Source organism: Pseudomonas sp. GW822-FHT04H02 (assembly GCF_058800645.1).
The window spans coordinates 566,965-592,161 of record NZ_JBXAMM010000001.1 but is presented as its reverse complement, the minus strand read 5'-3'; the positions used below and the strand labels follow the sequence as shown (position 1 = coordinate 592,161).

Genomic DNA, 25,197 nt, shown 5'->3' with positions numbered 1-25,197 from the left:
GCTGAGCCCGACGCGGCCTGCGCAACCTGCCTTCGTCATGACGAAGGCAGGTTCGGTGCTAGAGGCCGATACCGAGCAGCGCCAGTACCCGTCGCGACCCATCCACCACCAGCAGCGCGGCCTGGGATGCCATCAAGGTGTAGAAAAAGCTCGCGATCAACACGCAGAGCTCGAACCAGACGAACATCGGCCAGTTGCTGGCGCGCAGCGGCCGCTCCTGCATGAGTTGCCTCACGCCGTTGCGTGGCAGGTGATAGACGATCTCGAACACCTTGGTCTCGCGAAAATTCTTGAACACTGCATACATCACGGCAAAGCCGGTGACAGCCGCCATCCACCAGAAACCGACCAGTTCCACCCCGCTCTGCCCCTGGGACTGGAGGCTGGCGCTCTGTTGAAAAAAATGCATGCCCACCGCTGAAACCAAAGGCATCACGACCCCGAAGTAGACCACCAGCCCCAGGCTGGCCATGGCCACACCGCTGGCAAAGACACTGATGCGGATCACCCAGGCGAGAAACCCGGGGGAAAACTTCGAATAGGCCCTCTGGGTCTCGATCACCAGCAAGGGGATCAGCATGGTCAGCACTCCAACCGCGATGTCCACGACCTTGAACCCGGTCTTGGGCAGCAGCAGCGCCGCCAGGAAGGTCACGCCGCGGCTGCCCACCCGCCACATCATCTTCGCGTCGTCAGTCACTCCCTTCGACCAGAATTCCTCGGTAATGCCCTTGCCGTCATCCACGCCGTCATCCATTGGCTGCCTGCCTCATTGTTCAAAGCCGCCCATTGTCAGGGAAGGCCCTGGGGCCTGCCCAGCGCTATCGCCGCGCGGCTGGCCGATCCGCTTGCCTGGCCGTGCTGCCACCTGGCTGGCCTGGCCGTCGCGCTGCTTGCCGTGGCGAGCCTGGTTGATCAGTGCCGGAATCAACGGCCCCTCAGGCAGGTGCTTCCAGAAGCGCGCCGGCAAATGCCCCTGCATCACCCGGGGGTTGAGCCGCGCCGGATTGAAGATATGGCTGTAGTAGGCCAGCCACAGCTCGCCCCCGGGGTCTTCACCGGCCTGGGCCAGTTGCCGCCAGGCGCTGGGGCAGCGCCTGTGGTGGTGCAGTTGCGTACCGTCGAAATACACCCCGTCCCGGGGCGTGGCGATCATCCAGCGGTGGCGCCCCATGCGCCCGATGAAATGCCGGCTGGCCTGGGCCAGGATGTCGTGGGCCGGCTCGTGCCAGGCCACGTATTCAGGCTGCTCGGCCAGCTGTGAGCGGCCCGCGGGCAAGCTGACGAAGCGCACGAAGGCATGCAGGTGATGGGCCTCGCGGTCGACTTGCTTGATTCGCCGCTGCAACTCGCTGCCCAGTTGATCGCCGCTGAGCATGGCCGTGCGGTCGCCATGGCTGACCCGCCACAGCACCTCGTACAACAGGCTCCAGCGCTGCTCGCCGCGATAGCAGGCGGCCCGTTCCAGCAGCTCCAGCAGGGCCAGGGGAATCCGCGCACGAAACGGACCGGGCTGCTCAGGGCAAGCCTCATCGCTGGCGAACAGATCGGCCTCCTGCGTCCCGGACCAACTGACCCGGCTCGGGTCGATGGAATGGCTGAGCAGCCAGCGCGCCTGCTGGCGCCAGGTGTCGAACAGGTCGTCACAGTCCAGGCTGATCATCCCCAAAGCCCCATCTGCTGCGGTTGCGGGCGTTCCCGCAGTTGCTGGTAGAGCAGCGCGCTGCTGGTCTCCGCCTGCTGCGGGTGATAGTCGCTGGTGATAAAGAACGGCCTGGCCTTGCTCAGCACACAGCGCATGCGCGCCAGGTCCTCGTAGCGGATACGCCGCTCGCGGCGCAGTTCCACCAGGCGCTGGGTAGTGCGCAGGCCGATCCCCGGAATGCGCGAGATCAGCGCCGGTTCGGCACGGTTCAGGTCCAGGGGAAACACGCTGCGGTTGTCCAGGGCCCAGGCCAGCTTGGGGTCCATGTCCAGGGCCAGGTGCCCCGGCCCCTGGAACAGTTCGTTGGCGCTGAAGCCATAGCCGCGCAGCAGGAAGTCGGCCTGGTACAGGCGGTGCTCGCGCATCAGCGGTGGCGCGGCCAGGGGTACGCTTTTCGGGCTGTTGGGAATCGGGCTGAAGGCCGAGTAATAGACCCGGCGCAGGCGGAAGTTGCCGTACAGCGCCTCGGCGCTGTGGAGGATGGTGCTGTCGTCGGTGTCATCGGCGCCGACGATCATCTGGGTGCTCTGCCCGGCCGGGGCGAAGCGCGGCGCCCGGGGCTCGTTGAGCACCGTCTGCTCGCCGGTATAGATGGTGCCCATGGCCTGCTTGATCGAACCCAGGTGCTTTTCCGGGGCCAGGGCCTTGAGGCCCTGGTCGGTGGGCAGCTCGACGTTGACGCTGAGGCGGTCGGCGTAGCGCCCGGCCTGCTCGATCAGCAACGGGTCGGCGTCGGGGATGGTCTTGAGGTGGATGTAGCCACGGAACTCGTGCTCTTCGCGCAGCAGCCTGGCCACCTGCACCAGTTGCTCCATGGTGTAGTCCGCCGAGCGGATGATCCCCGAGCTGAGGAACAGCCCGCTGACGCAATTGCGCCGGTAGAAATCCAGGGTCAGGCGCACGACTTCCTCGGGGCTGAAGCGTGCCCGGGGTACGTCGCTGGAACGGCGATTGACGCAGTACTGGCAGTCGTAGAGGCAGAAATTGGTCAGCAGCACCTTGAGCAGCGAGACGCAGCGCCCGTCCGGCGTATAGCTGTGGCAGATGCCCATGCCATTGCTCGAACCCAGCCCGCTCTTGCCTTCGGAACTGCGCTTGGGCGCGCCGCTGCTGGCGCAGGAAGCGTCGTACTTGGCGGCATCGGCGAGGATGCTCAGCTTGTCGATCAGTTGCATGGTCGGGCCCGGATACTGTTTTTATATACAGTACAGAGTAAAACCCCGGGACCACAAGAGAGCTGCCGGGGGCAAATTGAAAAAAAACGTCTCGCCACCCCGTCGGCAGCCTGGAGCTATTGGCGAAAATCCTTAAGATACCCCCCGCGCCCACGCCCCCTGGAAAGGACTCTGCCCCATGCATCGCCTCTACCGTTTCTGCCTGTTCGGCATGGCCTTGCTGTCGAGCATTGCCGCCAGCGCCGCGCCCACCGACCAGGAACTGATCGCTGCCCTGTACGCCAAAGTCCAGGCCCGGCAGGACTGGCAGGCCCAGGCCAGGCAATGCCCCGGCGACAACATGCCGGCCAGGGCCGCGATACGGGCCACGCAGGCCAACCGCTGCGAAACCCCGGAGCAGCTGGGGGCCTGCCTGCAGCGCTGCGAGACCGGCGACGGCAACGATTGCTACTGGCTGGCAACCACCCTGCAACAGGCCAAAGGGCCGGCCGAAGGCTATGAACCGCTGTACCAGCGCGCTTGCAGCCTGGGCCTGGTCTCCGGCTGCACCAACCGCGCCGCCGGCATGCTCACGGCCGACGCCGACAGCCAGGGCACCCGGCACTGTGCAGTGCAGACCTTCAACAAGGCCTGTGAGCTGGATGACCCCTGGGCCTGCACCATGTACGGCTTCCACCTGAGCCGGGGCATAGGCGTAGCGCCCGACGCCGATCTGGCGCTGAAGGTGCTGGATAAATCCTGCAAGCACGGCCCCGCCGACCCTGCCTGCAGCGGTGCCCGCCAGTTGCAGGAAGACATTCGCAACGCCCTTGAGGCGGCGAAACGCTGAATCGTCCCGGGAACGGTTTCGCTGGCAGGAGCCGACTTGCCAGCGCCCGGGCTTTCAAGAACTGCGCGGCGCCACCGGGCTTTCGCGATTGCGCTTGAAACGCTGGCGCAGCCACTCGTAGCCGCTGACCATGACAATCCCCGCCAGCACCAGCAACGCGCCGAAAATGAAGTTCGGCTCCAGCGGCTCATGCAGCAGCCAGACCCCGAAACCGATGCCGAACAGCGGGGTCATGAACGACAGCACGCCCAACCGCGAGGCCGGGTAGCGGCGCAGCAGGGTGAACCAGATCAGGAAGCTGGCGAACGACACCACCAACACCTGGAAGCCCAGGCTGGCGACCACCAACGGAGTGAAACGGATGCTGGTCTGATCGGTCAGCAGCGCCGCCAGCCCGAGCCAGACAAAGGCCCCCAGCAGTTGATACTGCAGGGTCCGGGTGGTGGGGCTGGAGGCTAGCCGCGAACAGCGCACCACCACGGTGGTCGCGCCCCAGGCGACCCCGCCCAGCACCCCGAGAAAATCCCCCAGCAGCACATGGCTGCCACCGCCGTGCCCGGCCGCGGCGGGGCCGCTAAAGGCCACGACTATGCCGCCAAAGGCCACGCTGATACCCAGCCACTGCGCGGGTTTCAACCGCTCGGCCGGCATCAGCCAGTGCAGCCCCAGGGCGGCGAAGATCGGCGCGGTATAGAGAAAGATCGCCATGTGCGACGCCGTGGTGTAGCGCAGCCCTTCACCCACCAGCAAAAACTCCAGGGCGAACAGCCCGCCCACCAGCAGGCCCGGGCGCCAATGGCCGTCGCCCAGCCCCAGGCGCTCGCCGCGCCAGCACATCAGCAGCCCCACCAGCAGCGCCGCGCCGCCGGAGCGCAGGGCAATCTGCAGCACCGGGGCGATGTCCGATGCAGTGGCCTTGAGCGCCACCTGCTGCAGGCCCCAGATCGCGCACAGGCCGACCATCAGGCTGCAGGCGGTGGCATCCAGGGGTTGGCGAGTGGCCATGGCAGATCCTTCATCGAGAAAAAGTGATGAAGGATTGTCCGCCTGACAGTTTTCCTAGATATAGTTTTAATCCGCCAGCCCATAGCACTTATCCGCCAACCGGTGCCCGCCGTGAACAAAGCCGCGCAACAGTTGCACCTGCCGCCTTTCAGCGAAGCCCTGCCGGCGCCGATCTTCTTTCGCGCGGCCAACCTGCCGGCCCACGCCACCTACCCGCGCCACCGCCATCCGTGGGGCGAGTTCGTCTATGCCTACAGCGGGGTGATGGAAATCGAGCTGGGCGACCACCATTACCTGGCGCCGCCGCAGTACGGCATCTGGCTGCCGCCGAATGTCGAGCACATGGGCTTCAACCGCCACGAAGCCTGCCACTGCTCGCTGTACCTGGCGCCCGAGCTGTGCACCGCCCTGCCCGCCCGGCACTGCGCCCTGAGCCTCAGCCCGCTGGTCCTGGCGCTCCTGGACGACTTGCGCCAGGCGCCACCGGGCCTGCCCCAGAGCGACGAGCAACAGCGCCTGCTGCAGGTGCTGGTGGACAAGCTGGGGCATGCCTCCTGCGCCGGCAGCTACCTGCCCTCTTCCGACGACCCGCTGTTGGGCCCGGTGCTGCGCACCCTCAAGGCCAACCCAGGCGACCCGCGCTCGCTGCCGCAACTGGCCCATGCCGCCAACACCAGCGAACGCACGCTGATGCGGCGCAGCCAGCGCGAGCTGGGCATGTCACTGGTGGAATGGCGCCAGCGCCTGAAGGTGGTGCAGGCCCTGGCCCTGCTGGAACAGGGACGGACCGTGGAAAGCATCGGCCTGGACCTGGGCTACAGCAGCGCCTCGGCCTTTATCAGCATGTTCCGGCGGATGATGGGCACCACCCCGGATGAATACCGCCGCCAAGCCATGGGCCGCGACTGAGGACCCGGTCAACTGCCAATCAGCTTCACACAAGGCTCAAGGTCGGATTTCAAACTGATGAAGGCCGCTTGCTCCACCGCCTGGTCACGAGCTTTTATGGCGTTGTCCAGATCGGTTTGGGCATTCTTCAATTCGTTGTCGGCTGCCAATTGCCTCTTTTGGAGATCACTCTCGGATTCCTCCTTCAGAGGCTGAATATTGGAAAGACTCTTCTTCTGTTCATAATGTCTCTGTGCAGCCAGGAGCTCTTCCTCTTGTCCGGCAATGTTGCTCCTCTTGAGTTCGCTGTCCTTGTTGTATTGCTCGGCATACCTTTTGAAATCGGCCTGGCTCGGCGCCATGGGCCTCTGGCCCCGTATCAGGCTGCGATAGCGGTCAAAAATATCGTTGATCCGCGAAATGCTGTCGGGCACGGCTGCCTGGGCCGCGCCCTTGATGTCATCCAACGCAGAACTAGCGGCCTGTACACGGGCCGCTTCAGTCAAGGGATCCAGCACGTCTGCAACACACCTGAGTGAGGTCAACGCCGTCTCATGAGTGTCGAGCGTGGTTACAGGGGCATAGAAACTGTCCAGAGCCAACGCCCCCAGAGCCAACCCCAGGCCGGTGTTTAGCAACCCTGTCTTGGAAGCAAGTTGGCCAACTGTTGCCGACGCACCGCCCACCAACGCCGTTTCCTGATAGGCCGTTCTCTGGCCGCTTTTCTGATCCGCGGCCTGCGAGACTTTGAGCTTCACCGCTACCAACTCTTGCTTGACCTCATCCAGCGTAATGGGATCTTGCCTGGCAGCTGTCGCTCTTGCCGAACGGATCATTTCACTGAACGTCTGGTCAGCGGAAATAGCCGAGCCGGGCCCCCAGGAGCCGCACTTTTTTTGCTGAAAACACGGAGAACTGCACCCGCCCATTGCAAGAATCAGCAGCCCACCCAGGATTTTGATAAGCATCGACGGCATAACGTGGAACTCCCTTTCAGCACTTAAAGCCCGGACGATTTCAGACATTGGCGCATCTCTGCCACCGACATGCCCGTATGACGCTGGTCCACCGCACGCTGGAGATTTTCCTGGCTCACAGCCTCCAACAAGGCACCGTAAGGAGGCTGTTCCTGCTTGAGCCGGGCGTCACTCAAGATAATGACCTCGACCTTCTCTTCGATGGCGGCGCGGATCCTGATATCAGCGGCGCCCCGGGGTCTGTTCCGGGTCTGCTCACAGCTGTCCTGTTTAAGGTCAGGCCTGGACAGAAAAGGCGGCAATAGGCCGGTTTCGATGGCCGTACAGCGTTGAGCCAGAGAGATCGGCCCAGGCAGTTGCTGTTTCAGCGCGCCGTAACGCAGCAGTTGATGAGCGGCAATAGAGGCTTCGCCAAACCTCGGACCGATATCCCCCACCACAGCTAGAACCTCTCGGCCGTTGAACTGCAGGGAGGCGACCTGCCCCAGGCGATTTCTTGCAACACGTGGCGCGACGATGAAAGGCACAATCGCTGCGTCCAGGGAGCGCGCCCTCTGCTGATCGTCCCGAAGCATCAATGACGTCAGAGAAATATAGGGCACCAGGGAAATGCCCTCTACGGTCGCCAGAGTGGGACCCTGGCGGGGAGCCCCCAGCCCTCCACCTACAATGTAACCCTCGATACCTCCGGACTTACAGGCTACGGGCTCGGCGCCATGGAGCCCGTCAACAGCAAAGGCAAAGACACAGAACTGCTTTGACGCGCGGCCAAAATGCAGCCTGTCAGCTTCGGCAAAGTGCTCTGAACAACGATTGCCGGCAGCTGTGCAGGACTCAGAGGCTCCATTGCCTTTCCAGAGCACCATGCCGTCGCCAAGATAGGAGAAACCGTGATTGCCTTGTGCGTAGGAAGCCTGTGCACCATCGGAGTTGACCTCCAGTGGGATTCGCATGGCGATACTGCCGTCCTTGAACTCAAGCAGTCGCAGATGCCCACCGGAATGGTTGACAGTACTCGGTGCAGGGCAGGAAGCAGTTGCAAAGGTTGGCGCAACAACAATCAGGCTGAACAGGCTCAGAATCCACCGAGACAACATACCGCCATCCTTGACCGCTTGGGTGCAGAGAGAAGTAAGGGCAGTGAAGCATAGGATCCGAGTAATAGCCTTAAGCCATAAAAGAAAATTTGCTGCCTGGAATCAGAGCCCTTTCTCAAGCTGGAACTGTCACAAAGGTCCCGAACACCAGGACCTCTGTCCCCTCCATGGGCCGCTGACAGGACTACTGCGTCTGCACCTGAAGCTGCGAGTTAACCCGCACCTGCACCTGAGCGTGCATCTGCTCCGCCCCGCCACCGCGACGCATGCCGCGTACCGGGCAGGCGTCCAGATAATCCAGGCCCACCGCCAGTTTCAGGTGGCGCTCGGGGCGGTCCAGGCGGTTGGTCACGTCGAAGCTGTACCAGCCGTCATCCAGCCAGGCTTCGGCCCAGGCATGGCTGGCCAGGTGGCTCTGGTCCTCGGTGCACAGGTAGCCGGACACGTAGCGCGCCGGTATGCCCAGGCTGCGGGCGCAGGCCAGGAACGCATGGGTGTGGTCCTGGCAGACGCCGGCACCGCCGGCAAAGGCTTGCGCGCCGGTGCTGCCGACCCCGGTGGCGCCAGGGCTGTAGGGCATGTGCTCGGCCAGGGCCTGCATCAGCTCGATCAGCGCGGCGCGATCGCGGCGCTCGCCACAATGCTGTCGGGCAAAGTCGCTCAGGGCCGGGTCGGCCTTGCTCAGGTGGCTGCTGCGCAGGAACGGCAGCGGCGACTGGCTGTCGCCCTCCACTTCGCGCAGCGGGTCGATCTGCACTTCGCCGAAAGCGCTGAGGACGATCGCGCCGTGGGGCTCGTCCAGGGTCATGACGTGGAGGATGTTGCCGTAGGGATCGCGCTGGGCACGCACCCGCCGCGGCAGCTCCAGGTGCCATTGGAGGATCTGCTGGCGCAAGCTGTTCTGGGGCGTCAGGCGCAGAAACTGGATGCTGGTGCAGACTTCATCGGTGTAGCTGTAGGTCGTGTCGTGACGAATGGACAGTTTCATACCACCTCCAGATAGGACTCGTGCACGGTTTGCCCCAGGTGGCGGATCTGAGCGATGCAGTCGGTCAGCCACTGGTGCAGCCCGGAGTCGAGAATCTCGTTGATCCCGGTGTAGCGCAGCCGCGCATTCAGCTCGGCGGCCAGGCGCTGTGCCGGGCGGCCGTTGTCCCCCGGCAGGGCGGCGAGGATCTGGTCCAGCTCCTCGACGCAGGCGTGCAGCGAGCGCGGCACATCGGCGCGCAGCAGCAGCATTTCGGACACCTGCTCGGCCCCCGGGGCGTTGCGGTAGATCTCGTTGAACGCCTCGAAGGAGGACAAGGCGCGAAGCAAGGCGCTCCACTGGTAGTAGCCGCGGGCCGAGTCGTCGCTGACCTCTTCGGACTCCTCGCCGAACATTTCATAGCGCGCATCCAGCAGGCGCAGGGTGTTGTCGGCGCGTTCGATAAAGGTCCCCAGGCGGATGAAGCGATAGGCATCGTTGCGCATGATGGTGCCGGCGGTAGCGCCGCGGAACAGGTGCGAACGCTCCTTGACCCACTCGCAGAACTGGCTGATGCCATAGCGCCCCAGGCCGTTGCGGGCGATGTTGCGCATCTCCAGCCAGGTGGCGTTGATGTTTTCCCACATGTCGGCGGTGATCCGCCCGCGCACCGCGTGGGCGTTGCTGCGTGCCGCGCGCAGGCAGCAGTAGATGCTGCCCGGGTTGCTCTCGTCGAGGGCGAAGAAATGCAGCATGCGCTCGCTGTTGAGTTCGCCGTGGCGCTGGTGGTAATCGTCCAGGGTGCCGGCGGCCAGCAGCGACATGGCCAGTTCGGCCTGGCCGTCGCCGCGCCCGGCCTGGGGCATCAGCGACAGCGAATAACTGACTTCGAGCATGCGTGCCAGGTTCTCGGCACGCTCCAGGTAGCGGGACATCCAGTACAGATCGGCTGCGGTTCTTGAAAGCATGGTTCAGTCCTCCACCACCCAGGTGTCTTTGGTCCCGCCGCCCTGGGACGAGTTGACCACCAGCGAGCCCTCGCGCAACGCGACCCGGGTCAGGCCGCCGGGCACCAGGCGGGTTTCCCGCCCCGAAAGCACGAACGGCCGCAGGTCGATATGCCGCGGCGCGATGCCGCTTTCGACAAAGGTCGGGCAGGTGGACAGCGACAGGGTCGGCTGGGCGATATAGGCCTCGGGCCGGGCCTTGATCCGCACGCGGAATTCCTCGATCTGCGCCGCCGTCGCCGCCGGCCCCACCAGCATGCCGTAGCCGCCGGAACCCTGGGTTTCCTTGACCACCAACTGCGCCAGGTTGGCCAGCACGTGGGACAGTTCGGCGGGCTTGCGGCACTGCCAGGTGGGCACGTTCTTGAGGATCGGCTCCTCGCTCAGGTAGAAGCGGATCATCTCGTCCACATAGGGGTAGATCGACTTGTCGTCAGCCACCCCGGTGCCCACGGCATTGGCCAGCACCACGTTGCCGCAGCGGTAGGCGGCGATCAGCCCGGGCACCCCGAGCATGGAATCGGGGTTGAACGACAGCGGGTCCAGGTAGGCGTCATCCAGGCGTCGGTAGATCACGTCCACCGCCTGGGCACCGGCGGTGGTGCGCATGTACACCCGGTCGTCACGCACGAACAGGTCGGCGCCTTCCACCAGTTCCACGCCCATCTCCCGGGCCAGGAACGCATGTTCGAAATAGGCACTGTTGAAGCGCCCCGGGGTCAGCACCACCACGGTCGGGTTGTCCAGGGGGCTGGAGCTTTTCAGGGTGTCCAGCAGCAGGTTCGGGTAATGGTCGATGGGCGCGATGCGCTGGGCGGCGAACAGTTCGGGGAACAGGCGCATCATCATCTTGCGGTCTTCGAGCATGTAGCTGACACCGCTGGGGGTGCGCAGGTTGTCTTCGAGCACGTAGTAGCTGCCGTCGCCGTCGCGCACCAGGTCGACCCCGGCGATATGGGCATAGATGCCGCGGTGCAGGTCCAGTCCCTGCATCGCCACCTGGTAGCCCTCGTTGGCCAGCACCTGTTCGGCGGGGATGATGCCTTCCTTGAGAATCCGCTGGCCGTGATAGAGGTCGGCGAGGAACAGGTTCAGCGCCTGCACCCGCTGGATGCAGCCGCGCTCCACGGTGCGCCATTCGCTGGCCTTGATGCTGCGGGGAATGATGTCGAAGGGAATCAGGCGCTCGGTGCCCTGCTCGTCGCCGTACAGGGTGAAGGTGATACCGGCGCGGTGGAACAGCAGGTCGGCTTCGCGCCGGCGCTGGTCCAACAGTTCCAGAGGAGTGTCCGCCAGCCAGCGGGCAAACCCCTGGTAGTGAGGCCGGCAGACGCCATCGGCAGCATACATTTCATCAAAGAAAGCGCGGGACATAGCCAACTCCTTGCCGTGACGTGAACGGCTTTTTATTTGAACCCTGTGTGTGCGTGACCCGGCTTCGAGCGTGAGGGGCCCAGCCCCCCTGAAAGAGTGATAGCAATCGCTATGCCGCAAATGCACGGTGCGCCGCCCCGGAGGTGGCCCGTGGCAAAAATGACCGCCTGGCGACAAATAGATTCAAAAAAGAGACATAAAGAAAGCTGGAGAACACCCAGCAGCAAAGCCCCAGCAGCGTAGCCGGCGCCGCTCGCGGCCCTGCGCGAACAGAATCGGTGCACAAAGCCCCCGCGCCGAATGTTTTGCCCCGTTATCGGGAGTTTTCCGGCCAATGCCGCCCCACAGCGCGGCCTTGAGGCGCCATCGCGGGGCCCTGAGCACTGACCATCAGCGCACCATCAAGGTTCAAAGACTTGGCGCCGCTGCCCCCGGCAACCTCAGGCGCCCGGCAGGCACGCCAGAATCACGGCCAGCGCCTGCTGCGGTGAGAGCTGCGCGGTGTCCAGGCGCAGCGGCGAGCTCGCCCAGGGCTGATAGTCATGCTCGAGCACCGATTGCCAGCTGGGCGGGCGCAGGCCCGGCACGTCCAACTGGCGGGTCTCGACCCGGCGCCGATGCTCCGCAAGATCGGAGCACACCACCTCGATCTCCAGCAGCCTCACCCCCTGTCTGCTGGCCAGGGCCTGCCAGGCCTGGCGGCTTTCCTGCACCGGATTGACGCAGTCGGCCAGTACCCGATTGCCCAGGGCCAGGTTGGCCTCCGCCAGTTGCAGGGCAATCTGGTAGCCGGCCTTGCCCACCTGCGCCAGGCCAGCGTCACGCAGGCCCTGTTCGATGCTGTCGATGCGCAGGTAGGTGGCCGCCAGGTGTGGCGCCAGGGTACGGGCGATGGTGGTCTTGCCGGTGCCCGGCAAGCCGCTGAAAACGATGAGCATGCAAGGCCCTGCCTACGTTGAAGGACGCACAGCTTTACCACTATTGCCACACGCGTCCAGCCCCGGGCTTGAGGACGGGCCGCCACTAGCCCTGATCCAGGGACGCCCGACCACCGCCCGGCAGCGCACTTGCCCAAGCCCCGGCAACCCAGGAAAATGGGCCGATTTTCTGCGCCCTCCCGTGATCTATATTGACTTCCAGCATTGACGGTAGGCTCTTGTATGGTGGCCGCTCAGCCTGCCACTCCTTCTCGACTCATCCTTGCGCCGTTATTCGTTCAGGAGCCCCAATGCCTCGCTTCATCCTGCCCATGCTGATGTGGCTGACATGCCTCCCGGCGATGGCCGACCCCGCGCGCGCCTTGCAACTGCTCAACTATGAATCTCCCCACCACCAGCAACTGCCATTGAGCGGCGACGATTGGCAATGGCTGCGCAACAAGCGTGAACTGGTTCTGGGCACCTCGCAGCAAAACCTGCCACCGCTGGAAATGGTCAACGAAGCCAAGGAATACGAAGGCATCACCGCCGACTATGCCGGCCTGCTGGGCGATGCCCTGGGCGTGAAGATCAGCGTTCGCGCCTATGACACCCGCGAGCAGGTGTTCAGTGCCCTGGCCAAGGGTGAGATCGACTTCATGGGCAGCGTCACTCAAGGCGAGGCCGAGCGACGTCAACTGTTGCGCAGCCAGACCTATCTGGCCACTCGCCCGACACTGGTCGCTCGCCTGGGGGATTCACCGTCGCTGAAAAACGGTTTGCAGGGGTACAGGCTGGCCATTTCCCTAGACACCATCAGCCTGCCCGTGGCCCAGGCCATGTACCCCAAGGCCCGGATCGAAAGCTATACCAGTGCCGATGCGGCCATGGCCGCGGTAGCCTTCGGCGATGCCGACATGCTGCTTGGCGACGCGGTGCTGGCGCAGTTTCTGATCTCGCGCAACTACAGCGACTACCTGCGGATCATCTACAGCGGCCCGGCCAGCACCAGCGGCTTTAGCTTCGCGATGGCCCCGGACAACCAACGCTTGCAGCACCTGCTCGACAACGCGCTGCAAGCAGTCCACAAGGAGCAAGGCACCAGCATCCGCAATCGCTGGGGCGACCGTCTGCTGCTGAGCATGGAGAAAACCAGCCTGACGGCCGAGGAACAGCGCTGGATCGAAAACAACCCGGTGGTGCGCATTGGCATTCACCGCTACCTGCCGCCGATGTCCTACTTCGACGCCGACAACAATTACCTGGGCATTACCGCCGACCTGCTGACCATGCTGGAGGCCAAGACCGGGCTGAGCTTCGACATCACTGCGCTGCCCAGCTTCAAGGACCTCAACGAGGCCGTGCGCAACGGCCGGGTGCAGATGGTTGCCGACCGGGCGCGCACCCCAGAGCGCGAAACCTACCTGCAATTCACCCGGCCCTACCTGGTCGGGCCCTACATGCTGGTCACCCGCGACGCCGCCGATGCGCCGAAAAGCCTCGAAGACATGGCCGGCAAGACCCTGTTGATCGGCAGCGGGCATGCCCTGGTATCGCAGCTGCACCAGCGCTATCCACAGATCCGCATCAAAGAGGTGCAGACCAACTTCGAAGCCCTGTCGCTACTGCGCGACCACAAGGCAGACGGCACGGTGCAGGCGGAAATCGCCGTCAGCTTCAACCTGCCGCGCATCAAGGAGGATCAGCTCAAGGTCAGGCCAGCCCTCGACCTGCCGTTGCTCAATGAATCCTTTGCCGTGCGCCGTGACCAGCTGGAGCTGTTCAGCATCATCGACAAGTCCTTGCGCAGCATCTCGCCCGACGCCATTACCGAGCTTAACAATCGCTGGCGCTCCAAGGCCGCCGTCGCCCCGCCCTCCTGGCGCGACTACCGCACCACCCTCTACCTGGCCGGGGCCGGTTCGATACTCCTGTTACTGATCTCCCTGGCCTGGGGCTACGCCATGCGACGCCAGGTCCGCCAGCGCGAACAGGCCGAACACGCCCTCAACGATCAGTTGCGCTTCATGGACGCACTGATCAACGGCACGCCCAACCCGATCTACGTGCGCGACCTGAAGCGGCGCCTGGTGATCTGCAACGACAGTTACCTGAAGAGCATGGGCAGCGATCGCCAGAGCATGCTGGGGACCGATCTGGAACAACTGACGGTGCCCGAAGCCGAGCAGTTCGCCAAGGACCTCCAAAGCATCTTCGACGGTGGCCCGCCCTTGCTGATCGACCGTACGGTGCATATCCGCGGCCAGGAGATGCGGATCTACCACTGGATGCTGCCCTATCGAAATGCCGAGGGCGAAATCCAGGGCATCATCGGCGGCTGGCTGGACATCAGCGAGCGCCAGCAACTGCTGCAAGAGCTGACCCAGGCCAAGGATGAGGCAGACAAGGCCAACCGGGCCAAGACCACCTTCCTGGCCACCATGAGCCATGAGATCCGCACGCCCATGAGCGCGGTGCTGGGCATGCTCGAACTGGCGCTCAAGCGTGCCGACCAGGGCCAGCTCGACCGGCCTTCGATCGAGGTGGCCTACGGTTCGGCGCAAACCCTGCTGGAACTGATCGGCGATATCCTCGACATTGCCCGGATCGAGAGCGGCCACCTGAGCCTGAGCCCTGCGCGAGCCAACCTGCGGGGGCTGGTGGAGCCGGTGTTCCGGGTCTTCGACGGCCTGGCCCGGCAAAAAGGCCTGCGCCTGGAGTTGGAGCTGGACAGCCACGCCGGTGACGATGTGCTGGTGGATCCACTGCGCTTCAAGCAGATCCTCTCCAACCTGATCAGCAATGCCATCAAGTTCACCCAGCAAGGCGGTGTACAGGTGCGCCTGGCGACCGGGCCCAGCGAACCGGAGTACCTGGCGTTGCTGCTGACGGTCAAGGACAGCGGCATCGGCATCGCCGCCGACGACCTGCAACAGTTGTTCAAGCCGTTCAGCCAGGTGCTCGGGCAGCATCAGGATGCCCGTTCCGGCACCGGCCTGGGGCTGGTGATCTGTCGCACCCTGTGCGAAATGATGGGGGGCACCCTGACCCTGCACAGCCAGCCCGGGCAGGGCACCGAGGTGCAGGTGCAACTGCGCCTGAGCCGCCTGCCCGCCCTGCCGCAGGCCCCCACCGTGCTCCCGCCGGCAGCGCCAGCGGTCGCCGCGCGGCAGGCGCTGCACATCCTGGTGGTGGATGACAGCCAGGCCAACCGGCAGTTGCTCTGCGAGCAGTTGAAGTACCTCGGCTACTCGTTGAGCCAGGCATGCAATGGCGCCGAGGCGTTCGAGATCTGGCACCAGGAGCCCTTCGACCTGGTCATCACCGACTGCAACATGCCGGTCATGAGTGGCTATCAACTGGCCCGGCATATTCGCGCGAGCGAACGCGAACAGCGGCGCACGCCCGTGCACATCCTCGGCTTTACCGCCAATGTCCAGCCCGAAGAGGAACAGCGCTGCCGCGATGCCGGAATGAACGGTTGCCTGTTCAAGCCCATCGCCCTGCCCGACCTCGACCTGCGCCTGCGCCACCTGGCCGCGCTGCCCCGCGTGCAATCGCAGGCCCCCCACGAGCGCTATGACATCCAGCAGCTCGACTACCTCACCGATGGCGACCCCAAGGTCATCCAGCGAGTACTGCGCAGCTTGCACCAGAGCAACCAGCAAGACCTCATGCACATCCGCGAACTGCTGGCCAGCGAGACCCACCAGGGGGTTACCGACCTGGCCCATCGGATTCGCGGCGCGGCACGAATCATCAAGGCGCAGGCGCTGATCCAGGAATGCGAATACCTGGAGCAAGCCTGCCTGCAGGGCGCCGCCAGCACCGAGATCAAGGCCGCACTGGCTCGCCTGGAGCAGGCCATGCTGGGGCTCGATCGCGACCTGCTCGATGCCCTGCAGCCCGAATGAAGCACGGCCCGGGCTTTCGAACTGGAGCTTGCAGGCTTCAGCCGCCGAGGCGTTGCAATTCAATGACGGCCGAGGACGACAGCGGCCGGGCCGGCTGGATCAGGGCCATGCCAAAGCGCTTGCTGATGTAGCGACCGCCGGTGCCGGTCAGGCTCAGGGCGCGGCTGTCCAGGTCCTGGATCAGCCATTTGCGCTCCAGCAAGGCCTGCAACAGCGCCGCCCCCAGGGCGCCCCCCAGGTGCGGACGGCGCATGCTCCAGTCCAGGCACGGGCAGGCAAAGCGTCGACGCAAGGCCTTGAGCCCGGCCACCTCGATCCCCAGGCTGCGGAAAAATTCTTCGCCGCTGTCGCTGACCCGGTAGGCCTCGCCCTCCCCGCCCTCCTCGGCCGCCTGCAGCCAGCCGGCCTCGAACATCCGGTCGTGCAACTGCACCCCCAGGGTGCCCGCCAGGTGGTCGTAGCAGGTACGGGCGAACTGCAGGCGGTCCGGGGTGCGCGGGGTGAAGCTGGGTGCGCGGCCCTGGCCGATCACCATCAGCGCCTCCAGGGCCTGGGCCACCAGCGGGTCGCCGAGGCAGTAGTAACGGTGCCGGCCCTGGACCTGCACCCGCAATAGCCCCGCCTCCTTGAGCTTGGCCAGATGGGCGCTGGCGGTAGAGGTGCTGACCTCGGCAATCGCCGCCAGCTCGGTGCTGGTGCGTGCGTGGCCGTCCATCAGCGCACAGAGCATGCGGGTGCGCGCCGGCTCGGCGATGGCCGCCGCCACTTGGGATACCCCTACGTCGTTCTGCACTACATTCATATTTCGCTCCCTGACGAATCGTGTCTTCGAAAGGGTCAGGATAGTAGCAGCCTGGATATCTGCAGAACAAAGAGATAAATCATGGACGCGATCAGCGCTGCTACTCACTCAGACCCGTACTTCTACTACACCCGCCTCCGCGCCCGGGGCGGCCTGACCTACGATTGCGCCCTCAGGCTATGGGTCGCCAGCAGCGCCGCGGCGGTGGCAGCGGTGCTCGACCACCCGGCCTGCCAGGTGCGCCCCAGTACCGAGCCGGTACCCCAGGCAATTGCCGGAAGGCCGGCCGGGCAGTTGTTCGGCCGCCTGATGCGGATGAACGATGGCCCGCGCCAGCGTTGCCCGCGTGCGGCCATCGAGCCGGCCTTGCAGGGTCTCTGTACCGCCGAGTTGGAGGCCCATCTGGCCCGGTGGCAACCGGCCCTTGTGGCTCCGGCCCGCGCCGCCGACCTGCAACGCTGGCAGTTCGTGCTGCCGGTGGCGCTGCTGGCCAGCCTGCTTGGCGTCCCCGCCGAACAGTGCGAAACACTCGCCCGGCGCACTGGGGAATTCGTCGCCTGCTTCTCGCCCCTGAGCGATCAGCCCCGATTGCAGGCCGCCGACCGGGCAGCACTGGAGCTGGACGCGCAAATGCAGGCCCTGGTGCAGGCCCCGCAACACAGCCCGCTGCTGCGGCAAATTCTCGACCGCAGTGGTGAGCTTGCTCCAGCGGACCTGCGGGCCAATCTGGCGGGCCTGCTGGCGCAGACCCATGACGCCTGCGCCGGCCTGGTCGGCAACAGCCTGGTCGCCCTGCTGGCTGCACCGGCCATGCAGCAACGCCTGCGCCAGGAACCGGGCCTGCTGGGCGACTGGCTGCTGGAGCGCCAGCGCCTGGACCCGCCGGTGCAGAACACCCGGCGCTTCGTCACCGCGCCCTGCACCGTGCACGGCGTGGAACTGCAAGCCGGCGAAATCATTCTGGTGCTGCTGGCCGCGGCCAACCAGGACCCGGCGCTAGCCGCCATTACCGGCAGCAACCCGGCGCATCAGGGCTTCAGCTTCGGCGCCGGAGCCCACCGCTGCCCTGGCCGGGAGCTGGCCCTGGGCATAGTCCAATGCCTGTTGCGCGCCCTGTTGCAGGGCCCCGGCCTGGATGCACTGGCCCTGGACTGGCAGTACCTGGCCTCGGTCAACGGGCGTATTCCGCTGTTCAGCGACCGCGGGGAGGCCGAACAATGATCGCGGTGATCTTCGAAGTACTGCCAGCTTCGGGCCAGCGCGACGCCTACCTGGAGCTGGCGGCCGGGCTGAAAAAGCAGCTGGGGGAGATCGACGGTTTCATCTCCATCGAACGTTTCCAGAGCCTGGCCCAGCCGGAAAAACTGCTGTCCCTGTCGTTCTGGCGTGACGAGCAGGCCGTGGCCCAGTGGCGCAACCTGGAATGCCACCGCCAGGCGCAGGCCCGGGGCCGCGGTGAGGTATTTGCCGACTACCGGCTGCGGGTGGCGACGGTGCTGCGCGACTATGGACTGCAAGAGCGTTGCCAGGCCCCTGCGGACAGCCGCCGGTTGCATGGCCGCTGAAACCGTCGGCCTTGGCCCGGCGCCCGGCTTGAGGTAAAACGTGCGCCCGCGGTGGCGGCACGCGCCACCACCTAGCCCGGAACAAGGAGCCTGCATGCTGTTTGTGGTGATGCTGGGGGGCAAGCACCCCAGAGCGAAAATTGAAGTCCATGATGTGCAGTTCGTGGTCGCCGACAGCCTCGAAGCGGCCTACCCGCAACTGCGCGAAGGCTGGTTCGGCAGCCCGGCGGGGCTGCACATCGACTCATGGATGCGGGTGGACGGTATCGAAGACTACAGGCTCGAACTCAGCGCCCTGGCCCCGGCGGCGGATGCGCCGCGCCTGTACTTCATCAACCTGGGCGGCTATGAAGCAGCGACCTTCGGCGAAGCCCACCGTTACCTGTTGGTGGTGGCCCGGGACAAGGCGCAGGCCAAGGCCAAAGGCAAGCAGCAGATGCTTGCCCACTGGCACAAATCCCACACCGATGCCCTGCTGGACGTCGACGACTGCCTGCCCATCGACCTGGCGGACGGCCGCTACGTGCACCTGGTGAAGGGCCCTCACCAGGGCATCGTGCAGCACAACGACTACATCATCCTGTAGCAGCCGGCTGGCCGGCGAAGGCGGTCTTGCGGGCCCTTTCGCTGGCAAGCCAGCTCCTACAGGGGCGGTGTGATCCTGTGGCAACCGGCTGGCAGGCCAGTGAAGCGCGCGCAGGCCGGCTATGCTGGCGTTTTTCTTCAGGGAGCAGAGCCATGCCGCTATGTTTGCGCAACGCACAGCAAGCCGACACCCAGTGCCTGAGCCAGATCGCCCGCCAGACCTTTGCCCTCGCCTGCCCGCCGGACACCCCGGCAACGGAGATCGAGGCCTTTATCCAGGAAAACCTGCTGCCCGAACATTTCAGCGCACTGCTGGAAGCCCCCGGCAAACAGTTGCGGGTGCTGCTCGATGACAACCGGGTCATCGGCTACAGCCTGGTCAACCTGCACCCGCAGGACCTCGGGGTGGCCGGTGCCGACGGCATCGCCGAGCTGACCCGTTGCTACCTGGATGCCGCCCACCATGGCAGTGGCGCCGCCCAGTTCCTGCTGGCACAGACCCTGGCACAACAGCCCGGCCCCCTGCGCCTGACCGTCAACGAACACAATGCCCGGGCGATCCGTTTCTACCAGCGCAACGGCTTTGTGAGGGTCGGCGAAACCCTGTTCCCCTGCGGCGCCGACCTGCACCGCGACTGGGTCATGCTGCGCCGTTGAAGCGGCCCCGCCATCAGCCCGCGCCAGGCGTCAGGTCAGCCAGTTCAAGGTCATCGATGGATACCACTTGCTCCAGCAGAAAGGCGCGCAGGCCGTCGATCTGTTCCCGGCGCGGGCTGTCCCGCAGCCACACCAGGTAATAGCCGTCCCCCGACGCCAGCGCACGGGGAAACGGCAGGCTGACCAGGCCCTGGCGGATGTCCTCGGCCACCAGGTACAGGTCGGCGATGGACAGCCCGTGGCCACGCATGGCCGCGCAGATCGCCTGGTCCAGGGTGTCGAAGACGTTGCCCCGGTCCAGCCGTACCTGCCCCAGCAGGCCCTGGGCCTGCAGCCAGCGCCGCCAGTCGCGGCGGTCCGCCGAAGGGTGGATCAGTGGTGCCTCCCTGAGCCGTTCCAGGGTCCAGGGCGGCGCATCCACAGCCTCCGGAGGGCCGATGGGAATCAGCCACTCATCGAACAGCTTGCAGGACTCGACCCCGGCGCCGAACTGCCCGTTGCCCAGCAGAATCGCGCAGTCATAAGGCTCGGCATGAAAATCCACATGATCGAAATCCATCCATACGCTGGCCAGTTGCACCGCCAGCGACGGCTGCTGGTGCTTGAGCTGGTCCAGGGCCCGCAGCAGCCAACGCATGGTCAGTGTCGAAGGGGCCTTGAGGCGTAATTGGCCACTGCCGCTGCGCAGCGGCAGACAGGCGTCCTCGATGATCCGGAACCCCGCCTTGAGCTCCCGGGCCAGGCGCTGCCCGACGTCAGTGAGTACCAACCTGGGGCCGTGGCGCTCGAACAGGCGGCAGCCGAACTGGCTTTCCAGGGTGCGGATATGCCGGCTGATGGCGCTTTGGGTCAGGGACAGCTCCTCTGCGGCCCGGGTGAAGGAGCTGGAACGGGCCGCCACTTCAAAGGCGCGCAAGGCATAGAGCGGCGGCAGGGACTCGACCATCGGCAAGCACTCAGCATGATTAAAAATCATAGTAGGTCACAGCTTTTTGCGTTTTTCAACGCAGGCTCAAGCCTTCAGGCTAGGGCCTTTGCCGATGATCGAGGAGTTGCCGGGTGGATGTGAACATGTCGTTATTGCTGGCCTATACCCTGAGCGTGCTGATGCTGGTGGCGACCCCGGGGCCGGTGGTGGCGCTGATCGTCAGCACCAGCATGAACGCCGGCCCGCGCCAGGCGCTGCTGACCGCCCTGGGCACCAACGCGGCGTCGTTGCTGCTGGCCCTGCTGGCGGTGCTGATGCTCTCCGGCGGGCTGGCCCTGGACCCACGGCTGATCCACTGGATCAGCGTGCTGGGCTGCTGCTTCATTGCCTGGCTGGCCGTGCAGGGGTTGCGCGAGGCGGCCACCCAACCCGCTGCGCAAGCACCGGCCAAGCCCCTGGCCGGGCGCGGCAGGGGCCTGGCCACCGGCTTTGTGGTGGGCATCGGCAACCCCAAGGACATCATCTTCTTTGTCTCGTTCTTCCCCCAGTTCATCCAGGTCGGCCGCACCTTCGAACACAGCGCCCTGCTGCTGACCCTGGTCTGGGTACTGATCGACCTGGCGGTGCTGGGGGCCTATATCCTGGTGGCGCGCCAGGGCTTCTCGCTGAAGTACAAGCGCCTGGTGACGGGGGTGTCGAGCTTGGTGCTGCTGGCAGTGGCCGTGGTGGGGCTGGCCTATTCGCTGCTGGAACTGTACCGCCCGGGCGCCACCTGAGGCGCCCGGCTTCAGACGCTGCGCAATTCCAGGGTCAGGTGCGACAGCCCGGGCAGCGCGGCCAGGCGCGCACGCACGGTCTCGGCACTGAGCGAGGCCCGGGCCACCACACTGACAATCGCCGCCCGGGCCCCGGGGCCCACCTGCCACACGTGCAGGTCGACGATACTGGCATCCCCCGGCCCTTCCACCGATGCGCGGATCTGTCCGGCCACCTGCTCATCGCTGGCATCGAGCAGCACCGCGGCGCTGGACTTGATCAGGGCATAGGACCAGCGGGCAATCACCAGCGCGCCGACAATGCCCATCGCCGGGTCGAGCCAGACCCAACCCAGGTAGCGCCCGGCCAGCAGCGCGGCAATGGCCAGCACCGACGTCAGGGCATCGGCCAAAACATGCACATAGGCCGAACGCAGGTTGTTGTCGCCCCCGGCCCGGTGCGACTGGTGATGCTCGTGATGCTCGTGATGCTCGTGATGCTCGTGATGCTCGTGATCATGAGAGTGGCCGTGGGAATGGCCATGATGGTCGTGCCCCCCGCCCAGCAGCCAGGCGCTGAGAATGTTCACCAGCAACCCCGCCACGGCGATCAGCGTGGCTTCGCCAAAGGCCACGCGAGTGGGCTGGAACAGCCGCACCAGGGATTCGCCGGCAATGCCCAGCGCCACCAGGCCGAGAATGATGGCCGAGGCAAAGCCCGCCAGGTCGCCGACCTTGCCGGTGCCGAAACTGAAACGCCGGTTGCCGGCATTGCGCCGGGCAAAACCTTAGGCCGCCGCCGCGATGCCCAGGGCCCCGGCGTGGGTGGCCATGTGCAGCCCATCAGCCAGCAGGGCCATGGAACCGGTGAGGTAACCGGCGACGATCTCCCCCGCCATCATCACCACCGTCAACAGCACCACCCACAGCGTACGGCGGGCGTTGTCGTCGTGATCAGCACCGAGAAACCGATGATCGTGGGCCAGGTGTGCAGCCTGCTGAGACAGGTTCATGAGCGGCTCCTACTTGGAATAACGGCGGATGGCTTCAAGCAGTTCATCCACGCCCCGGGCCCGCTCGGCATCGCTGAGCTCGGGGTTGGCCACGTGCTCCAGGGCATGGGCTTCGATGATCTCGCCCATCAGGCCGCTGATGGCGCCCCGAGTGGCGGCCACCAGGTGCAGGGTCTTGCCGCAGTCGGCCCCGCTTTCCAGGGCTCGCTCCACAGCCTGGACCTGGCCGAGAATGCGCCGGACCCGCTTGAGCAGCTCATCTTTCTGCGCGTGAGTGTGCGACATACCTATACCCCCTATACCTATATAGAGCGCATCTTGCTCCCCTGCCCTCGACGACGCAAGCCGGCCCGACGATGCCGAACGGTTCAAGCGCAGCCAATATTTTGCGCGGATCGACACCTGGGACTGGGAGGTCGATACCCAGCGCCTGTACTGGTCGGAGGCGATCTACGGCATGTTCGGCTTCCAGGCGATGTACGAGGCCCGGCGCAGCGGCAACAACCACTACCGTCTCGGGCAATAAGCCGCTGCCTAGGCCTCGGCGCCTTCGCCCAGCAGGCGTTGGCGCAGGAATCCCAGGGCGCCCTGGAACAGCGGGTGCCATTGCTCCGACGGCAAGCTGGCCAGGGGCTGCCAGAAAAACTCGAACCGATGGCCGCCGTCATCCGCGGTGAAATGGCTCCAGCTTTCCGGCAACGGCGCTGGCACCCGGCATTCATGGAAGGCCCACACCTGGCCGCAGAAACCCGAATGCCAGAGCCCCAGGAAACCGCTTTCCCCGGCCTGGACACCGGCCTCTTCCGCCAGCTCGCGAACAGCTGCAGTAGCCGTGGACTCCCCCGCCTCCACCGTACCCTTGACCAGTTGCAGGCCGGCCAGCGGATGGCGGAAAGCCAGGATCTCTAGCTCGGTGGAATGGCGCAGCACCACCGGGCAGGCTTTATTGGCACGCATCGGCCCCTCGCTCCTCAAGCCTTCAATCGTCCCGGGTCAGCACTTCCAGCAACTCGATCTCGAAGATCAGGTTGGAATTGGGCGGGATGGCGCCCATGGAACGCTCGCCATAACCCAGGTGCGCCGGCACCAGCAGCTTGCGCTTGCCGCCCACCTGCATGCCCATCAGGCCCTGGTCCCAGCCCTTGATCACCCGGCCGGTGCCGATCACGCACTGGAACGGCTTGCCACGATCATAGGAGGAGTCGAAGCTGCTGCCGTCCTCCAGAAAGCCCCGGTACTGGGTGGTGATCAAGGCGCCCTTGACCACAGCCTTGCCGTCGCCCGGCTGGATATCGATGACCTGCAATTCGTCGCTCATGGTTCACTCCCGTTCAAGCATTGCCCCGTCACGGGACTGCGGCGCGCTTTTTCGCAGAATTGCCCCGGCTTGGCAATCACTGTGGCGCCACCTCGATCAGGGTATCGGTATCGAGAAAGATCGCCCCCAGCGCCATCGCGACCTCCTCGACGCTGGCGAGCCCCGGCTTCCAACTGATCTCAAGGCTGGGCAAGCCCCGGCACCAGGCCTGGGAATCGCCAAAATGCAGGGTCAGGCGGCCCGGGGCCAGCAGCACCTGGCGGATGCCGCCATAGCCGGACACTGCCTGGCCGCCCAGTTCCACATGGTAAGTGTCCATGCCCAACTGCCGGTCCTGCTCGTCAAAGCATTCGGCGCGCTGCAACAGCAGGTAGTGCCCGGGCTGCTGCCCGTCGTCGGCAAAGCCCAGGATCTGCACCTCGTCTTCAGTGCAGGCACTGTAGCCAGTGGCATGAAATTTCAAACTCATCGCTCCTTGCTCCTTATTCGCGGTCACTGGCGCAACAGCCCGCTTTCATAATCCAGCCAATCCTGCTCAAAGCACTCCTGCAGGTACTCCAGCACGCTGTCCAGCGACACCGAGGCAGGCACATTGACAGCAAGGAACGCCTTGCTCATGCCTTCCCAGCTGCAGCCCAGAGCGTTGATCCGCGCCAGCACCTCGGGGGTCCGGGCCCTGCCGGCGTCAAAGAACACCAGGCGCAACGTGCTGTTGCCACTGCTGCGCCCGACCCGCCTGAACCACTTCAGGCCATCGGCCTCCACCTGGACTTCGACGTCGTCCTCGTAACAGGCATCCTGGGAGTAGAACGGAAGGTTGGCGATACGGTACAGGCCATCGGGCTGGCGTTCGGCCCAGACCCCTTCGCTGGCCACCGGCGGATAGTCGTCCACCACCGTCAACCTGAGCATGATCTTGTCCATCACCTGTCCCTGGTTCATTGAATAAAAGGCAGCGGTGCCTTTCGGCCCCCGCGCAAGCCGAGCGCTTTTTCGCAGAATTGCCGGCCCTTGGCAATCATTGACGGGTCGCCGGCGAAGGTGTGTCACCGAACAGGAAGATTCCGTTACCATTGCCGCCCCCACGCCTCACTCGATAAGGACATCCCATGGCCACCGCCGATATCGTCGCCCTGGTGCTGCTCGCCGCTCTGGCGCTGTACCTGGTCAGCCTCTACAACCGCCTGACCACCCGGCGTACCCGTCTGCGCAATGCCTTCGCCCAGATCGAGGTGCAACTCAAGCGCCGCTACGACCTGATCCCCAACCTGCTGGAAACCGTCAAGGGCTACCTGCAGCACGAGCGCCAGACCCTGACCGCCCTGGCCGAGGCCCGCAACAGTGCCCGGGATAGCCTGCAAGCCGCCGCCGCGCAACCCGGCGACAGCGCACGCATCGCCCGCCTGGGCCAGGACCAGGGTGCCCTGGACCAGGTCCTCGACCGCCTGCACCTGAGCCTGGAGGCCTACCCGGAACTCAAGGCCTCGCAGAACATGGCGCAACTCAGCGAAGAACTGACCAGCACCGAGAACAAGGTCGCCTACGCGCGCCAGGCCTTCAACGATGCAGTGACCGACTACAACCTGTGCAAGCAGCGGGTGCCGGCACTGTTTTTCGCCGGACTGTTCGGCCACCGGGCCGATGCCGCCCTGCTGCAATTCGCCGACAGCGCGCGCATTCAAGACGCCAGCAAAGTCTCCTTCCAGTAACTGCACCTGC

The 25,197-nt window shown here is 65.1% G+C and carries 26 protein-coding genes and 2 pseudogenes; 10 read left to right on the top strand and 18 right to left on the bottom strand.

Annotated elements, in window-relative coordinates; translation table 11 throughout:
- Window positions 1-58 precede the first annotated feature (58 nt).
- From AC1RMG_RS02905 to AC1RMG_RS02895, 3 genes are read right to left on the bottom strand one after another with little or no spacing between them, the layout of a single operon-like run.
- Window positions 59-757, bottom strand: a complete 699-nt coding sequence (locus AC1RMG_RS02905) for a hypothetical protein (protein WP_125063590.1) — start codon at window positions 755-757, stop codon at window positions 59-61.
- A gap of 12 nt (window positions 758-769) precedes the next feature.
- The gene (locus AC1RMG_RS02900; protein ID WP_065363797.1) at window positions 770-1,663 is read right to left on the bottom strand and encodes a TIGR03915 family putative DNA repair protein; all 894 of its coding nucleotides are present in this window, start codon (window positions 1,661-1,663) and stop codon (window positions 770-772) included.
- A complete protein-coding gene (locus AC1RMG_RS02895; RefSeq protein ID WP_015635263.1) occupies window positions 1,660-2,880 on the bottom strand; it encodes a putative DNA modification/repair radical SAM protein in 1,221 nt (406 codons plus the stop codon). The genes AC1RMG_RS02900 and AC1RMG_RS02895 overlap by 4 nt, the downstream gene beginning before the upstream one ends.
- A gap of 178 nt (window positions 2,881-3,058) precedes the next feature.
- Between AC1RMG_RS02895 and AC1RMG_RS02890 the strand changes: the two genes are divergently transcribed.
- Window positions 3,059-3,709, top strand: a complete 651-nt coding sequence (locus AC1RMG_RS02890; protein ID WP_210456845.1) for an SEL1-like repeat protein — start codon at window positions 3,059-3,061, stop codon at window positions 3,707-3,709.
- Window positions 3,710-3,763: 54 nt separating this feature from the next.
- Here the strand turns inward: AC1RMG_RS02890 and AC1RMG_RS02885 are convergent, their stop codons facing one another.
- Window positions 3,764-4,714: a DMT family transporter gene (locus AC1RMG_RS02885; protein ID WP_072442253.1), complete on the bottom strand. Its 951-nt coding sequence runs from the start codon at window positions 4,712-4,714 to the stop codon at window positions 3,764-3,766.
- Between the two features lie 111 nt (window positions 4,715-4,825).
- Between AC1RMG_RS02885 and AC1RMG_RS02880 the strand changes: the two genes are divergently transcribed.
- On the top strand, window positions 4,826-5,623 hold the full coding sequence (locus tag AC1RMG_RS02880; protein ID WP_019094321.1) for an AraC family transcriptional regulator: 798 nt from the start codon (window positions 4,826-4,828) through the stop codon (window positions 5,621-5,623).
- 8 nt (window positions 5,624-5,631) lie between these two features.
- Here AC1RMG_RS02880 and AC1RMG_RS02875 read toward each other — a convergent pair whose 3' ends face one another.
- From AC1RMG_RS02875 to AC1RMG_RS02850, 6 genes are all read right to left on the bottom strand, one after another.
- Window positions 5,632-6,627 (bottom strand): hypothetical protein, encoded by a 996-nt coding sequence (locus AC1RMG_RS02875; protein WP_125063586.1) that lies wholly within the window; start codon window positions 6,625-6,627, stop codon window positions 5,632-5,634.
- Window positions 6,603-7,676, bottom strand: coding sequence for a hypothetical protein (locus AC1RMG_RS02870; RefSeq protein ID WP_125063585.1), 1,074 nt, complete (start codon window positions 7,674-7,676; stop codon window positions 6,603-6,605). The genes AC1RMG_RS02875 and AC1RMG_RS02870 overlap by 25 nt, the downstream gene beginning before the upstream one ends.
- A gap of 184 nt (window positions 7,677-7,860) precedes the next feature.
- On the bottom strand, window positions 7,861-8,664 hold the full coding sequence (locus AC1RMG_RS02865; protein WP_125063584.1) for a transglutaminase family protein: 804 nt from the start codon (window positions 8,662-8,664) through the stop codon (window positions 7,861-7,863).
- A complete protein-coding gene (locus AC1RMG_RS02860) occupies window positions 8,661-9,611 on the bottom strand; it encodes an alpha-E domain-containing protein (protein ID WP_011060816.1) in 951 nt (316 codons plus the stop codon). The genes AC1RMG_RS02865 and AC1RMG_RS02860 overlap by 4 nt, the downstream gene beginning before the upstream one ends.
- Before the next feature lie 3 nt (window positions 9,612-9,614).
- Complete coding sequence (locus AC1RMG_RS02855) at window positions 9,615-11,024, bottom strand: circularly permuted type 2 ATP-grasp protein (protein ID WP_011060815.1); 1,410 nt, start codon at window positions 11,022-11,024, stop codon at window positions 9,615-9,617.
- Window positions 11,025-11,464: 440 nt separating this feature from the next.
- Window positions 11,465-11,962 carry a P-loop nucleotide/nucleoside kinase family protein gene (locus AC1RMG_RS02850; protein WP_011060814.1) on the bottom strand — a complete coding sequence of 166 codons (498 nt, stop codon included), beginning with the start codon at window positions 11,960-11,962 and terminating at the stop codon, window positions 11,465-11,467.
- 290 nt (window positions 11,963-12,252) lie between these two features.
- Between AC1RMG_RS02850 and AC1RMG_RS02845 the strand changes: the two genes are divergently transcribed.
- Window positions 12,253-15,855, top strand: a complete 3,603-nt coding sequence (locus AC1RMG_RS02845) for a transporter substrate-binding domain-containing protein (RefSeq protein ID WP_493168267.1) — start codon at window positions 12,253-12,255, stop codon at window positions 15,853-15,855.
- A gap of 37 nt (window positions 15,856-15,892) precedes the next feature.
- On the opposite strand, the gene AC1RMG_RS02840 is transcribed toward AC1RMG_RS02845, so the two are convergent.
- Window positions 15,893-16,657 carry an ArsR/SmtB family transcription factor gene (locus AC1RMG_RS02840; protein ID WP_493168266.1) on the bottom strand — a complete coding sequence of 255 codons (765 nt, stop codon included), beginning with the start codon at window positions 16,655-16,657 and terminating at the stop codon, window positions 15,893-15,895.
- A gap of 81 nt (window positions 16,658-16,738) precedes the next feature.
- On the opposite strand from AC1RMG_RS02840, the gene AC1RMG_RS02835 reads away from it, so the two are divergent.
- The 4 genes from AC1RMG_RS02835 to AC1RMG_RS02820 all read left to right on the top strand — a co-directional run bounded on the left by AC1RMG_RS02835 (window position 16,739) and on the right by AC1RMG_RS02820 (window position 19,464).
- On the top strand, window positions 16,739-17,878 hold the full coding sequence (locus tag AC1RMG_RS02835; RefSeq protein ID WP_493168263.1) for a cytochrome P450: 1,140 nt from the start codon (window positions 16,739-16,741) through the stop codon (window positions 17,876-17,878).
- Window positions 17,875-18,222 carry an antibiotic biosynthesis monooxygenase family protein gene (locus tag AC1RMG_RS02830; protein ID WP_125063580.1) on the top strand — a complete coding sequence of 116 codons (348 nt, stop codon included), beginning with the start codon at window positions 17,875-17,877 and terminating at the stop codon, window positions 18,220-18,222. Before AC1RMG_RS02835 ends, AC1RMG_RS02830 begins: the two co-directional genes overlap by 4 nt.
- A gap of 94 nt (window positions 18,223-18,316) precedes the next feature.
- The gene (locus AC1RMG_RS02825; protein ID WP_015635251.1) at window positions 18,317-18,808 is read left to right on the top strand and encodes a DUF1543 domain-containing protein; all 492 of its coding nucleotides are present in this window, start codon (window positions 18,317-18,319) and stop codon (window positions 18,806-18,808) included.
- A 152-nt stretch (window positions 18,809-18,960) separates the two neighbouring features.
- The gene (locus AC1RMG_RS02820) at window positions 18,961-19,464 is read left to right on the top strand and encodes a GNAT family N-acetyltransferase (RefSeq protein ID WP_401334411.1); all 504 of its coding nucleotides are present in this window, start codon (window positions 18,961-18,963) and stop codon (window positions 19,462-19,464) included.
- Between the two features lie 13 nt (window positions 19,465-19,477).
- Here the strand turns inward: AC1RMG_RS02820 and AC1RMG_RS02815 are convergent, their stop codons facing one another.
- Window positions 19,478-20,410, bottom strand: coding sequence for a LysR substrate-binding domain-containing protein (locus AC1RMG_RS02815; protein WP_493168257.1), 933 nt, complete (start codon window positions 20,408-20,410; stop codon window positions 19,478-19,480).
- Window positions 20,411-20,529: 119 nt separating this feature from the next.
- Between AC1RMG_RS02815 and AC1RMG_RS02810 the strand changes: the two genes are divergently transcribed.
- A complete protein-coding gene (locus AC1RMG_RS02810) occupies window positions 20,530-21,168 on the top strand; it encodes a LysE family translocator (RefSeq protein WP_210458814.1) in 639 nt (212 codons plus the stop codon).
- A gap of 11 nt (window positions 21,169-21,179) precedes the next feature.
- Here AC1RMG_RS02810 and dmeF read toward each other — a convergent pair.
- Window positions 21,180-22,160 (bottom strand): annotated as a pseudogene (gene dmeF, locus AC1RMG_RS02805) (CDF family Co(II)/Ni(II) efflux transporter DmeF).
- 9 nt (window positions 22,161-22,169) lie between these two features.
- Complete coding sequence (locus AC1RMG_RS02800) at window positions 22,170-22,445, bottom strand: metal/formaldehyde-sensitive transcriptional repressor (RefSeq protein ID WP_011060804.1); 276 nt, start codon at window positions 22,443-22,445, stop codon at window positions 22,170-22,172.
- A gap of 70 nt (window positions 22,446-22,515) precedes the next feature.
- On the opposite strand from AC1RMG_RS02800, the pseudogene AC1RMG_RS02795 reads away from it, so the two are divergent.
- A pseudogene (locus AC1RMG_RS02795) lies at window positions 22,516-22,632 on the top strand (sensor domain-containing diguanylate cyclase); the annotation flags it as partial.
- A 62-nt stretch (window positions 22,633-22,694) separates the two neighbouring features.
- On the opposite strand, the gene AC1RMG_RS02790 reads toward AC1RMG_RS02795, so the two are convergent.
- From AC1RMG_RS02790 to AC1RMG_RS02775, 4 genes are all read right to left on the bottom strand, one after another.
- Entirely contained in the window at window positions 22,695-23,117 is a 423-nt protein-coding gene (locus tag AC1RMG_RS02790) for an NUDIX hydrolase (protein WP_019094389.1), read from the bottom strand.
- A 22-nt stretch (window positions 23,118-23,139) separates the two neighbouring features.
- Window positions 23,140-23,478: an FKBP-type peptidyl-prolyl cis-trans isomerase gene (locus AC1RMG_RS02785; protein ID WP_011060802.1), complete on the bottom strand. Its 339-nt coding sequence runs from the start codon at window positions 23,476-23,478 to the stop codon at window positions 23,140-23,142.
- A gap of 76 nt (window positions 23,479-23,554) precedes the next feature.
- The gene (locus AC1RMG_RS02780; protein WP_015635243.1) at window positions 23,555-23,947 is read right to left on the bottom strand and encodes an Imm10 family immunity protein; all 393 of its coding nucleotides are present in this window, start codon (window positions 23,945-23,947) and stop codon (window positions 23,555-23,557) included.
- Window positions 23,948-23,970: 23 nt separating this feature from the next.
- Window positions 23,971-24,402 carry a DUF4265 domain-containing protein gene (locus AC1RMG_RS02775; RefSeq protein ID WP_019094391.1) on the bottom strand — a complete coding sequence of 144 codons (432 nt, stop codon included), beginning with the start codon at window positions 24,400-24,402 and terminating at the stop codon, window positions 23,971-23,973.
- A gap of 185 nt (window positions 24,403-24,587) precedes the next feature.
- On the opposite strand from AC1RMG_RS02775, the gene AC1RMG_RS02770 reads away from it, so the two are divergent.
- Window positions 24,588-25,187: a LemA family protein gene (locus AC1RMG_RS02770; RefSeq protein ID WP_072452305.1), complete on the top strand. Its 600-nt coding sequence runs from the start codon at window positions 24,588-24,590 to the stop codon at window positions 25,185-25,187.
- Window positions 25,188-25,197 lie beyond the last annotated feature (10 nt).